The sequence below is a fragment of the Spirosoma lituiforme genome (assembly GCF_054776635.1).
The window spans coordinates 490,496-503,360 of sequence record NZ_BAAHBO010000002.1 but is presented as its reverse complement, the minus strand read 5'-3'; the positions used below and the strand labels follow the sequence as shown (position 1 = coordinate 503,360).

The following is a 12,865-nucleotide window of genomic DNA, read 5'->3' as shown; positions in this document are numbered from 1 at the left end:
CTTCAACGGCAATGGACTGCTTATTTTCTGGCTGCTTTGGCTGCGTTCTGAATCAGTAAGCTGGCTAATTGGGAGGCTAGCTGGTTTGGAATCGAATGCCCCATTCCGTTGATCAACGTAAACGAAGCACCCGGAATCTGCTCTGCTACGTCCCGGCCTGCATCGACCACAACGAGCGGGTCTTCACTGCCGTGAATGACGATTGTGGGTGCCTTAATTGTTTGGAGCTTAGCCACGCGATCGGCGTAGAAACCCGCCAGCGAAGCCGCGCTCTGACGACTGGTACCCGCCGGATAATAAGATCGCTTGACATCTGCTTCCACCTGTTGCTTTAGCTGGTTCGGCGTAAGCGAGTACGTAGTTCCCGATAGGACAAATCGGGTCTGGACCTCTTGCCCGATGTAGGCCGCGGTATCTGTTGGGGGGGCGGGAGGGGGGATCTGCGCAAACAGAGCTGGCTTAGCTACCAAAGGAAATGTTGCTTTGCCGCCACCCGACATAATACTGGCCAGGGATAATGCATGGTCGGCGTGGTTGTAAGCGATTCGTTGGGCAATCATGCCCCCCATAGAGGCACCAACCAGATGAGCCTTTTTAATTTCCAGCGCATCCAGTAAGCCCACGGCATCGGTTGCCATGTCATCGAGGGTGTAGGGTAGTGGGGGCCTTTGCCTGCTCTGTAGCGCTTTCGAAATAGCGGTCCAGTCCGGCTGTCCTGCCTGCTCTAGTCTGGTCGACAGACCAGCGTCCCGATTATCGAATCGGATAACACGGTAGCCCTGCTGAACCAGTTGCTCACAGAGTTCAATGGGCCACATGGTAAGCTGAGTGCCTGTACCGGAAATCAGTAGGAACGTTTCCGCGTTTTTTGGGCCAAAACTTTCGTAAGCCAGACGAATACCGTTGGCCTGAACCTGACCTGGCTGAGCGCTCACCGTGGTTGATGTGGAGGCTAGGCCTGTCAACAGTAAACAGATAATTAACCACGGGCTGAGCTTACTATTCATGGGCGTTAAGGCTGCTTACGAGAAGACTCTTTGAGGTGATCTGTTAGTTTAATGGCTATCTGATTCAGTTAGGTATATACATTAGGTACCATGCGCATCAAACTTTCCAAAAAACAAGATAAGTTCAAGATAGTGCTATGTAACGAATTAAAAAAGAGGTTCTATAAAGTAGTCATTGGCTTTTGTGTGCTTATTACACATTGACTACTCCATCCTAATCGCTCATGAGAAAAACTGTACTGCTACTGGCCTGTCTGAACGGCCTGCTAACCGGCGCGGGAGCGCAAACTACGCCCCCCAAACGGCCACTCCCCATCATTGACGTGCATGTACACGCCATGAAAGTGAACCCAAGTTTCGCCGTGGAGATGTGTCCCTGGTTTCTACGGGACATGCCGGGTGGCGATCCTAATCAGCAAATGCGTGCTTTCCTGAACACCGAGTGTGCGGAACCCCTGCAACCGGCAAAATCCGACCAGGAAATGCAAACGGCGGTGCTGGGCACGATGGCACGTCTCAACATGACGATCGTTGCCTTTGGCGATCCTGTGATTCTGCGAAAATGGAAAAAAGCTGCTCCGGGCCGCGTCATTGCGGGTATAGGCGTCAGTTCGCCCAACGAGATGACCGTACAGGCCTTCACCGATTCACTTTCGTCGGGATTTTACCAGGTGATGGGTGAAGTTGCTCCGCAGTATCAGGGCCTGTCGCCCAGCGACATGAGTCTGGACGGCTATTTTGCTGCTGCGGAAAAGTTGAACATACCCGTCGGCATCCACATGGGAACGGGCGGCAACGGCATGGCGAACCTGTCCCAGTCGAAATACCGGGCCTCCTTGGGAAGACCTTTCCTGCTGGAAGATGTACTGGCTCGTCACCCGAAGTTAAAGCTGTGGGTGATGCACGCGGGTTACCCCATGATCGACGAGATGATTGCTCTGATGGGAGCCAATGCGTATGTCTATGTCGATCTGGCGGGTTTTATCTGGAGTTACCCGCAAGCTGAAATTCACGCCTACCTGAAGCGACTGGTGCAGGCGGGTTTCGGCAAACGGATTCTCTACGGAACGGATTTACTGGTGTGGCCCAAGCTTATCGAAACCTCCCTGAGCGTCATTGAAAACGCCGACTACCTCTCGTTCGATCAGAAGCGTGACATCTTGTTCAATAATGCGGTTCGTTTCTTTCGGCTGGATGCCAGTAAGTTCAACTAGTGAAATAAATCAAAGAAAAGACCAATACTGCATACTATGTCCATGGTTCGTGAGGATACGAACCGCTCATGCGTCAGCCAATTTTCTTCTGACAGGTGGGCCGCGAGGACACGAACCACGGATGCAGTCTTTCGCAGAGTTAAACAAAACGCCGGGCCACAGTTTATGAACTGCGGCCCGGCGTTTTGTTTAACTGTATCTATTGTCAGTCGAAAAAGAATTACCGCTGGTCTGGCTGATAAATCTTGACCATTCCGTCGCCTTCACTGCTCACAATCAGCATGGTGCGCCCGTTGGGGCTGTTAGCCGCCGACACAAACAGGACGCCTTCCGGGGCGTCGCCCGTTTTGAAGAGTTGCAAAAACTGCGGGGCTGATGGGTTACTGACGTCATAAACCGCCACGGCATCGGCCCGCTCCATGCCGACAAAAGCAATCGGCTTGTTGTTGATCAGCCCTACTGTAACGCCCTCCGGCTCTATGCCTTTATCGTCCGACCGATCATCGTCGTACAGGTTAGCCGCAATGACTTTTTCTTCCAGGGTTTTGCCTGCTTCGTACACCCGCTGTCCGGTTGCCGCATTATAAATGCTGAACCCCCGACCGCCAAATCCGACCAATTCTTTGTACACGCCGTTGCTGTTACCGGCCGTATTGGTTACCCGCAGGCGGCCAAAATTCGCGTTTTGTTTCAGGGTAGCTGCGTTCGGGAAAATGGTGGCATCGAGCGCAAGGTTTCCAATACGAACCTGCTCATCGAAGGCTGTGTACTCGCGGGCATCACCTTCGTCAGCCGTGATGACGTAGTTGGCATTGTTGGCGGAGAAGTACGAAATCGCGTCGGGCAGAAAAAAAGACTTGACGGGACCCGTTCGCAGGCTGATTTGGTTATCGCGGTCGCTGGGATCGATGGCGTTACCGGCCTGGCTGAACTCCTTTGTGCCGAAGGGTACGATGCGCCGGATACTACCCGCAACGAGATCAATTTCCGCCATGCCGTTGTTTTCCTGAAGCGTTACCCAGGCGGTTTTCGAGTCGGGTGAGATGGCTACGTATTCCGGCTCAACATCCTGGGCCAACGATGCGTTTGGGCCGAATACCCGAAAGCCCCCGGCTGCCAGCTGCGTCTGTGACCCCGCAAACGATTCGAAGGTGAGGGTGCGTACACTATAATTGTCGGCTACGTTAATAATCGACACCGAGCCAACGGGGTCCGTTTTGTAGTCGGCAGATGGCTCTCCTTCGTTGGCGGTAACGATATAAGCCCCGTCGGGACTAAACGTAACCATGTCTGGCAAAGCCCCTACCGGAACCTGCTTGATGGTTGCCAGCGTGCTGGTGTTGACCACAAGAACGCTGCCGTTCTGCTGTTTGTTGGTGGCCTCCAGCGCCACCGCCAGCTTGCCCCCGCTAACGGCCACACTGTTGGCCCCCCCGCTCAGCGACGAAACGTTGATGGCCGATTCTTTTGTCACCGCTGGGTACGCTGACAGGTTCAGAATATCTACTTTCGGGGCTGCTTCGTTATTAACCACGAACAGCCGTTTACTGATGGGATCGTAAGCCGCGATCTGGGCGGAGGCCGTTCCGCCCAGATCGGCAGAGGCTATTTCTTTGAACGTTGCGGGATCTTCAGAAACCGGGTTCAGGCGGTGATCGTCAACGCAGCTTTGCGCTAACAGGGCCAGTAGTACAACGGTAGCTAGTCTTCCAGTATTCATCATAGCATTAAAATGAAATTAAAGAGCAGCGAAAGTAACGGGATGATGAAGACCGGACCGACCGAATCCGTAAGCATAATAATTATTTAACGAAGAAGCCCGAAAGATCGCCAGGCTTATCCGGGCCAGGTCGCCCCGGTGCACCGTGTTGGTTTGGCCCGTTTAGACAACTGGGTAAACGCTGTTATCAATCTATTAAGAATGATCGACTGGCCATCTCGGCAAGTAGCTCCAGGTTACCTTTAGTGAAAATATGGCCTGTATAGTAGCCTGGCCGCTTTCGTCCGGTAAGGTCAACAACGGCTTCTCCGTATGTAGATTGCCGGAGTTTTTATTACGTCAATGCAAAAACAACTACTTTCCGTTCTTACCTTCTGGATTGGCTGGACTACGCTGGTCAGTGCTCAGTCAGGTACAGTTTACTCGCCAGCACAGGCGCACTCGCACAACGATTACGAACAGACTATCCCCTTCTGGCAGGCGTATGACCAGGCGTTTGGCTCCATCGAAGCGGACATATACGCCCGGAATGGACAGCTGTATGTAGCCCACGACTCGGCCAATATTACCGCCGACCGGACGCTTGACGCGTTGTACATTAAACTCATTGTCGAGAAAGTACGCGCCAACAAGGGCAAGATATACGCTGATACCAACTACGGCCTGCAATGGCTCATCGACCTGAAAACCCCGGCCCGCTTATCCTTACCGCTGCTGGTCCGTGCGCTGAGTGCTTACCCGGATATTTTTGGGGCTGGTGGCGTGGTAAAAGTGGTGGTCAGTGGCAACGTACCCGCACCGGACCAATTCAGCCAGTATCCCGACTGGCTTCAGTTCGATGGACGCCCCGAGATGGCTTATACACCCGAGCAGCTTGCGCACGTGGGTCTGATCAGTCAGGCATTTCCGTATTACACCCGCTGGAACGGAAAAGGGTTGATTGTGAAGAAAGAACGGGCCAGGATCCAGGCTATTATTCAGCAGGTTCACCGGCAGGGTAAAAAAATTCGGTTCTGGGCAACTCCGGATAACATTAACACGTGGAAAACGCTTATGAACATGGGAGTCGATTACATCAATACCGATCAGATTGCTGCCCTCGGGCACTTTTTGAAGCAACGCCAGACGGCTGAGTATCAGAATCCCACCCCGTATACGCTGTACCAGCCAACGTACCGGAACAATGATTCCCGCAGCCGGGTTAAAAACGTGATTTTACTGATTGGCGACGGGATGGGCCTCGCCCAGATTTACGCGGGCCTTACCGCAAACCGGGGTGACTTGAACCTGGCCAAACTGCTGAATATCGGGTTTTCCAAAACCAGCGCGGCCGATACTTACATCACGGATTCGGCGGCCGGTGCCACGGCCATGGCGACGGGGCACAAAACGAATAACCGAGCCATTGGGGTCGATTCGACGGGAAAAGCCCTCCCGGCCATTCCGGCGCTGATCAAAAAATGGAACATGGTTAGCGGGGTAATTTCGGCAGGTCCGGTGACCGATGCGACGCCAGCGGCTTTTTTTGCGCATCAGCCCGACCGTATGTTTGAGCGGGAGATTGCGGCTGATTTCCTTCAGGATCCGGTTCAGATTCTGATCGGGGGTGGTTACCGGCACTTCAAGGATCAGAACATCCTGGATACCCTACAGCAGCAAGGATACCAGATCGGTACAACCTTTGACCAACTGGACCGTCTGAAACGCCCGTTTGTGCTACTCGACGATCAATCGGTCGTTGCCGTTAACAAGGGGAGAAAGGACTTTTTACAACGAAGCCTCCAGAAAACACTGCACGAGCTGGCACCGAATAAAGCAGGGTTTTTTATCATGGCAGAAGGCGCTCAGATCGATTACGGTGGACACGCTAATAACATGCGGTATGTGGTGGAAGAAATGCTGGACTTTGACCGCACCATTGGGGATGCGATCCGTTTTGCCGACGCAAACGGCGAAACGCTGGTCATTATCACCGCCGATCACGAAACGGGCGGACTAAGTCTGCTGGATGGCGATCTGAAGCGCGGCTACGTGGATGGGAACTTCAGTACCAACGACCATTCGGGTATTATGGTGCCTGTTTTTGCCTACGGTCCGTACTCGCTGGATTTTCGGGGCGTTTACGAAAACACCGACATTCAGCATAAAATTATGGCCATTCTACAGAAGTACCAGGCTGGTCAGGGCAAGCACGCGAGTGCTGTTATTCACTGATTGTGAAGACTATTGCTCTAGTTTATTTTATCGTTCTTCTAATCTTAAATTGGTTGTGTAATCTGATTGCAGTTGGCACGTGTAGGCTCTTTACTGTGAAAAAGAGAAGCAGAAAGGGACCCGTATGCTTATTGATCCATATATCTAATTCAAAATAATTCAGGCCATCGGCCCGGTTACTAAAAAACGTTTTCTACATTTGCCGTGCTAACAAGCACAAGCTTTAGGGGTGCCCAACCGGGCTGAGAGATCACCCTTTGAACCTGAACAGGATAATACCTGCGGAGGGAAAAGCGAGAATGCAACTTTTTTGTGACAGCGTTTCGTGCGGTTTCTCCGTCCGGCCTGTTGGTTGCCATTCGGTAGTTTCTTTCCCCGTTTTCTTCGTTGGGTTTTCTCCTGTAGCGGGTGTCTGTAGCGCAACTACGCACACGTCTATGACCGTATTCGTCAATAACCAGTCTGTTGACACGCAACCGACGGCTTCGCTCAAAAGCCTGCTCGCCGAATTGGCCCTTGTCGACAAAAAAGGCATTGCTGTTGCCGTCAACAACAGCATCATTCCCCGCACCGACTGGGAACAGGTTGGCCTGTCCGGCAGTGACAAGATCACGATTTTACAAGCTACTCAGGGAGGATGACCATGAACCAGAAAGCCGAGCAATTACCAACCGGGCAAACCATTACGCGGCAGCCGCTAACGGGGTCCCGGAAAATTTACGTACCGGGTCAACTGCACGACATTCGCGTCGCCATGCGCGAGATTACGTTGTCGGATACGATCGCACACGGCGGCAGCCGCCATGATCGAACGCCCAATGCGCCCGTCACAGTTTACGATACCAGCGGGCCCTACACGGACCCTGCCGTCGAAATTGACCTGGAGCAGGGGCTTCCCCGCCTGCGCGAATCGTGGATTCTGGACCGGGGCGATGTCGAACAACAAACGGCGTTTTCGTCCGGTTACGCCAACCAGCGACTAGCTGACCAACGGCTGGATGCGCTGCGGTTTGCGCACATCCGCCATCCGTTGCGGGCCAGGGAAGGCCGTAATGTCACGCAGTTGTACTACGCCCGGCAGGGGATCATTACCCCCGAAATGGAATACATCGCCATTCGGGAAAACCAGCGCATCGACACCCTCAATGATGATTCTGGCCTCTGGCAGCAGCATCCGGGCAATAGCTTCGGGGCTAACACACCGAAAGGATACATCACCCCCGAATTTGTCCGGCAGGAGGTAGCGTCCGGGCGCGCCATCATTCCCGCCAACATCAACCATCCGGAAATCGAGCCGATGATCATTGGCCGTAATTTTCTGGTCAAGATCAACACCAACATCGGCAACTCGGTTGTCTCGTCGAGTATCGAGGAAGAAGTAGAAAAAGCCGTGTGGAGCTGCCGGTGGGGTGGCGATACGCTGATGGATTTATCGACGGGGAAGAATATTCACGAAACCCGCGAATGGATCATCCGCAACTGCCCGGTACCCGTGGGAACGGTGCCCATTTACCAGGCGCTCGAAAAAGTGAACGGCAAAGCCGAAGCGCTGACTTGGGAAATCTTTAAGGACACGCTCATTGAGCAGGCCGAGCAGGGCGTCGATTACTTCACGATTCATGCCGGGGTGTTGCTGCGGTACATTCCGCTAACGGCCCGCCGGGTAACGGGAATCGTGTCGCGGGGGGGGAGTATCATGGCCAAGTGGTGTCTGGCCCACCACAGGGAGAATTTACTGTACACCCATTTCGAGGAAATATGTGCCATCATGAAGGCCTACGACGTGTCGTTTTCGCTGGGTGACGGCCTGCGACCCGGTTCCATTGCCGACGCTAACGATGCTGCGCAGTTTGCCGAACTGGAAACGCTGGGTGAACTCACCAAAATAGCCTGGAAACACGATGTACAGGTTATGATTGAAGGGCCGGGCCACGTGCCGATGCACATGATCAAAGCCAACATGGACAAGCAGCTCCAGCACTGCGACGAGGCCCCGTTTTATACACTTGGGCCGCTGACAATGGACATTGCTCCCGGCTACGATCACATCACATCGGCTATTGGGGCGGCTATGATTGGCTGGTTTGGTACGGCCATGCTGTGCTACGTGACCCCCAAAGAACACCTTGGTCTGCCTAATAAAAAAGATGTGAAAGACGGCGTGATCACGTATAAAATTGCGGCTCACGCGGCCGATCTGGCTAAAGGACACCCCGGTGCGCAATACCGGGATAATGCCCTGAGCAAAGCCCGGTTCGAGTTTCGCTGGGAGGACCAGTTCAATCTGGCCCTTGATCCGGATACGGCGCGGGAATTTCATGACGAAACACTACCCGCCGAGGGGGCTAAAACGGCTCATTTCTGTTCCATGTGCGGTCCCAATTTCTGCTCGATGAAGATTACGCAGGATGTACGCGACTATGCTGCGCAAAACGGGATGGTCGATGAAGACGTTCTTGAGAAAGCCATGCAGGCCAAATCGAAGGAGTTTGCCGAGCAGGGTAGTCAGCTTTATCTATAGAATGAACATCAGTCCCCTACACTACATTGTTACCCAACCCGCGCAGGCCGATACGGCTTGCCGGGCCGGGGCCGACTGGATACAGCTTCGGGTGAAGAACCGGACGTATGCCGATTGGAAAGCGCTTGCGCTGGAAACCCTGGCCGTATGCCGCCAGCATAAGGCCCGCCTGATCATCAATGACAACCCGTACTTGGTAGGCGACATTGGAGCGGACGGTGTACACCTGGGGCAGGAGGATATGCCCGTTGCTAAAGCCCGTACGTTGCTGGGTGCGACATGTCTGATTGGCGGGACCGCCAACACGGTAGAAACCATTCGGGCCCACCACCGCGACGGCGTCGATTATGTTGGGCTGGGACCGTTTCGGTTCACCTCGACCAAGGAAAAATTGAGCCCTGTTCTTGGGCTGGACGGGTACCGGCGTATCCTGATCGCACTGACTGGTCAACACATTTCGCTTCCTGTCATTGCTATTGGCGGAATCACCATCGACGATGTGCCCGCCTTAATGCAGCTTGGCTTTCAGGGAATTGCGGTGTCGTCGGCTATCACGAATGCACCGGACCCTGTTGCGCAAACGCGCCTGTTTTTAATGCATCTGGCTTCTTTAACCGCTGAACTCAACGGGAATGACTACACAACCGCTAACGATTGCCGGTAAAACGTTCGGGTCCAGGCTATTCACGGGCACGGGTAAATTTGGTTCGGCCCGCCTGATGGAAGACGCGTTGCTCGCTTCGGGGACGGAGCTGGTGACGGTGGCCCTTAAACGGATTGATGCCTACAATGATCAGGATGACATGCTGATGCATCTGGCTCATCCACAGATGAGTCTGCTGCCAAATACGTCCGGTGTCCGTACGGCCAAAGAAGCGGTATTTGCGGCTCAGATGGCCCGCGAAGCGCTGGAAACAAACTGGCTGAAACTGGAAATTCACCCGGATCCAAAATATTTATTGCCAGACCCCATCGAAACGTTAAAAGCCGCCGAAGAATTGGTAAATCTTGGCTTTGTGGTGCTGCCGTACATCCATGCCGACCCTGTTTTGTGCAAACGGCTGGAAGAGGTTGGGGTGGCCGCCGTGATGCCGCTGGGCGCTCCCATCGGCACGAATAAAGGCTTACGAACCCTCGATTTTCTGGAGATCATAATTGAGCAGAGCCGGGTTCCGGTAGTGGTCGATGCGGGGCTGGGTGCGCCCTCCCACGCGGCTGCGGCCATGGAACTGGGAGCCGATGCTGTACTGGTTAACACCGCTATTGCGGTCTCCGATAACCCTGTGCAGATGGCGCAGGCGTTTAAACTGGCCGTTGAGGCTGGCCGACTGGCCTACGAAGCCCGGCTGGCCCGCCCGTCTGCGCTGGCTCACGCCAGTAGTCCGCTCACTGCTTTTCTGGATGAATGATGACGAGGAACACCTGGTTTGACACGCACGACTGGAACGCTATCCAGCACGACATTTACGCCACCACCGCCCGGCAGGTTGAGCGGGCACTGGGCAATACCCGGCGCACCCTCGATGACTTCAAGGCCCTGATCTCGCCGGCGGCCCAACCGTATCTGGAGCCAATGGCGCAACTCAGTCACCAGCTCACGCAAAAACGGTTTGGTAAAACGATTCAACTGTACGCGCCCCTGTACCTTTCCAATGAATGCCAGAATATTTGTACTTACTGCGCGTTTAGTCTCGATAATCGCATTAGCCGTAAAACGCTGACCGACAGTGAGATCAGGCAGGAAGCGGGAGCATTGAAGGAATTCGGGTATGACCATGTGCTGCTGGTAACGGGGGAGGCAAACCAGACCGTTGGTGTCCCTTACCTAAAAAATGCCATCCGGTTGTTGCGACCCTACTTCGCCCATATCTCGATGGAAGTGCAGCCGCTGGACCAGCCGGACTACGAAGAGCTAATTTTGGAAGGGCTGAACACCGTACTGGTTTACCAGGAGACCTATCACCAGGAAACCTACAAAACGCATCACCCGAAGGGTAAAAAATCGAACTTCCTGTACCGGCTCGAAACCCCCGACCGGCTTGGCAAGGCAGGCGTTCATAAGGTCGGTCTGGGTGCCCTGATGGGCCTTGACGACTGGCGGACCGATAGTTTTTTCACGGCGGCTCACTTGCAGTACCTGGAACGTACGTATTGGCAGACGCGCTACAGTATCTCGTTTCCGCGCCTGCGCCCGATTGATCAGCTGCAGAACGATATCATTACTTCGAAATCCTTTGATCGGTGTATGTCTGATCGGGATCTGGTACAGTTGATCTGTGCCTATCGTCTGTTCAATGAAGAAGTTGAGTTATCCCTGTCCACGCGCGAAACGCCCCGCTTCCGCGATCACGTGTTAAAGCTGGGCATTACGGGTTTGAGTGCCGGGTCAAAAACCAATCCGGGCGGCTATGCCGTCGAACCGCAGTCGCTGGAGCAGTTCGAAATTTCGGATGAACGCAGCCCGGCAGAAATGGTAGCCGTTATCCAGCGGCAGGGCTACGAGCCCATCTGGAAAGACTGGGATCAAACACTGATGGGGATATGACGGAGGGAGAACGGAACCGGTACGACCGGCACATCCGGTTGCCCGAAGTGGGTCTGACCGGTCAGCAGCAGCTGAAACAGGCCCGCGTAGCGATCGTTGGAGCCGGTGGACTCGGCTGTCCGGTGGGGCAGTACCTGACGGCTGCGGGTGTGGGTACGATGGGCATAATTGATGGCGATGTAGTAGAGGAAAGCAATCTGCAACGGCAGATTCTTTTCTCCCCCGAGCATATCGGACAGCGGAAAGCGGATGTCGCTTCGCTTGTTCTGGCCCATCAGAATCCTTATGGTCAAGTGGTGAGCCACCCTGTTTTTCTCCATGCTAAAAATACCCTGTCGATCCTGAGCAGCTACGATATTGTCGTGGATGGGTCGGATAATTTTGCGACGCGCTACCTGGTGAATGATGCCTGTGTGTTGCTGAAGAAGCCACTCGTATTTGGATCGATTTATAAATTCGATGGACAGGTGAGCGTTTTCAATTACGAAGACGGGCCCACCTACCGTTGTCTGTATCCTGAACCGAGCGATCTGGAAGCCTGTGGCGAGGTGGGCGTGCTGGGTGTATTGCCAGGCCTGACCGGTTGCTTGATGGCAAACGAAGTGATCAAACTCATCACCGGTATCGGTGATTTGCTTAGTGGTACACTGCTGGTCTTCAACGCGCTGACGGTTTCGTTCAATACGTTTTCGTTCCCGGCAAATCCGGCGAACAAAGCCATCACGGCGTTACCTGAATCGGTGATAGCGTGTGCAGATACTATTCCGGAGATCACGGCGCAGGATCTGCAAACGTGGTTGTCCGTAACTGACGCGCCCGTGCTGATTGATGTCCGGCAACCGGATGAGTACGAGCGAGCCAACCTGGGCGGGCTGCTGATACCGCTGGCGGAACTAGTCGGTCAGCTACAGTTGATTCCGACGGATTGTCCCGTTGTGGTGCACTGCCAGTCTGGCGGGCGGAGCCGACGAGCCGTCGAATTACTAATTGCTCATGGCTATAAGAACGTCGTCAACCTACGCGGGGGGCTCAACGCCGTTAAGGCGCTTCAATACGGAGACTGGCCCTGATCTTTAGTAAGGCATCGACGGGATCAGGGGCTTGCCAGAGAGCACCCATCAGGGCGGCTCCATCAAAACCAGCTAATCTTACGGCGTTTATGTTGTCGGCATGAATGCCGCCTAACCCAATTAGGCGGGGTAGCTGAACCGATTGCTGGCGGATCGATACGATTTGTTGGTCGATTTCAGCTAAGCTGACCGATGGCCCATAACCGGGCTTGCTGATGCTGGAAAAAATCGGGCTATAAAGCGCAAGTTCAGTCTGTCCAGATAGGGTAGGCCAGTCGTTGAGCCGGTGAATACTGGTGGAAAAGCACCGGGTGTGCCCAGGAAGTTTACGCCGGTCTGATTCTTTCAAATGCCATCTGAATGGGTGTTGAATGTCATTGGCAGAAGGTGCCGACACCAGTAAGACTTCCTGAACAGAAGACGATAATGTCATCGCATCCTTCGGGTTGGCGGGGGCGCGCCAGTAGATGAAATCAAGGCCATTCACTAAAAGATCGGTCAGCGTCTGGCTGTCCTGGCTTTGTGGGCTACCATCGGTTATTCCAATCAGCAGAAACGGGTTTGCGGGCATCAT

The 12,865-nt window shown here is 54.0% G+C and carries 11 protein-coding genes and 1 riboswitch; of the genes, 8 read left to right on the top strand and 3 right to left on the bottom strand.

Annotated elements, in window-relative coordinates; all coding sequences use genetic code 11:
* Positions 1 to 20: 20 nt before the first annotated feature.
* The gene (locus ACYU87_RS10535; protein WP_461134025.1) at positions 21 to 1,007 is read right to left on the bottom strand and encodes an alpha/beta fold hydrolase; all 987 of its coding nucleotides are present in this window, start codon (positions 1,005 to 1,007) and stop codon (positions 21 to 23) included.
* A gap of 224 nt (positions 1,008 to 1,231) precedes the next feature.
* Here ACYU87_RS10535 and ACYU87_RS10530 point away from each other — a divergent pair, with 224 nt between their 5' ends.
* A complete protein-coding gene (locus ACYU87_RS10530) occupies positions 1,232 to 2,221 on the top strand; it encodes an amidohydrolase family protein (protein ID WP_461134024.1) in 990 nt (329 codons plus the stop codon).
* Between the two features lie 220 nt (positions 2,222 to 2,441).
* On the opposite strand, the gene ACYU87_RS10525 is transcribed toward ACYU87_RS10530, so the two are convergent.
* On the bottom strand, positions 2,442 to 3,944 hold the full coding sequence (locus ACYU87_RS10525; protein WP_461134023.1) for a choice-of-anchor I family protein: 1,503 nt from the start codon (positions 3,942 to 3,944) through the stop codon (positions 2,442 to 2,444).
* Positions 3,945 to 4,283: 339 nt separating this feature from the next.
* On the opposite strand from ACYU87_RS10525, the gene ACYU87_RS10520 reads away from it, so the two are divergent.
* The 7 genes from ACYU87_RS10520 (at position 4,284) to ACYU87_RS10490 (ending at position 12,291) form a co-directional block, all read left to right on the top strand.
* The gene (locus tag ACYU87_RS10520; protein ID WP_461134022.1) at positions 4,284 to 6,155 is read left to right on the top strand and encodes an alkaline phosphatase; all 1,872 of its coding nucleotides are present in this window, start codon (positions 4,284 to 4,286) and stop codon (positions 6,153 to 6,155) included.
* 215 nt (positions 6,156 to 6,370) lie between these two features.
* A riboswitch (TPP riboswitch) is annotated at positions 6,371 to 6,462 on the top strand.
* Between the two features lie 130 nt (positions 6,463 to 6,592).
* The gene (gene thiS, locus ACYU87_RS10515; protein ID WP_461134021.1) at positions 6,593 to 6,796 is read left to right on the top strand and encodes a sulfur carrier protein ThiS; all 204 of its coding nucleotides are present in this window, start codon (positions 6,593 to 6,595) and stop codon (positions 6,794 to 6,796) included.
* A 2-nt stretch (positions 6,797 to 6,798) separates the two neighbouring features.
* On the top strand, positions 6,799 to 8,676 hold the full coding sequence (gene thiC / locus ACYU87_RS10510) for a phosphomethylpyrimidine synthase ThiC (RefSeq protein ID WP_461134020.1): 1,878 nt from the start codon (positions 6,799 to 6,801) through the stop codon (positions 8,674 to 8,676).
* A 1-nt stretch (position 8,677) separates the two neighbouring features.
* Positions 8,678 to 9,340 (top strand): thiamine phosphate synthase, encoded by a 663-nt coding sequence (locus ACYU87_RS10505; RefSeq protein ID WP_461134019.1) that lies wholly within the window; start codon positions 8,678 to 8,680, stop codon positions 9,338 to 9,340.
* Positions 9,309 to 10,085 (top strand): thiazole synthase, encoded by a 777-nt coding sequence (locus tag ACYU87_RS10500; RefSeq protein ID WP_461134018.1) that lies wholly within the window; start codon positions 9,309 to 9,311, stop codon positions 10,083 to 10,085. The genes ACYU87_RS10505 and ACYU87_RS10500 overlap by 32 nt, the downstream gene beginning before the upstream one ends.
* Entirely contained in the window at positions 10,085 to 11,221 is a 1,137-nt protein-coding gene (gene thiH / locus ACYU87_RS10495) for a 2-iminoacetate synthase ThiH (protein ID WP_461134367.1), read from the top strand. The genes ACYU87_RS10500 and thiH overlap by 1 nt, the downstream gene beginning before the upstream one ends.
* On the top strand, positions 11,218 to 12,291 hold the full coding sequence (locus ACYU87_RS10490; protein ID WP_461134017.1) for a ThiF family adenylyltransferase: 1,074 nt from the start codon (positions 11,218 to 11,220) through the stop codon (positions 12,289 to 12,291). Before thiH ends, ACYU87_RS10490 begins: the two co-directional genes overlap by 4 nt.
* Here ACYU87_RS10490 and ACYU87_RS10485 read toward each other — a convergent pair.
* Positions 12,260 to 12,865, bottom strand: coding sequence for a thiamine phosphate synthase (locus ACYU87_RS10485; protein ID WP_461134016.1), 606 nt, complete (start codon positions 12,863 to 12,865; stop codon positions 12,260 to 12,262). The genes ACYU87_RS10490 and ACYU87_RS10485 overlap by 32 nt on opposite strands.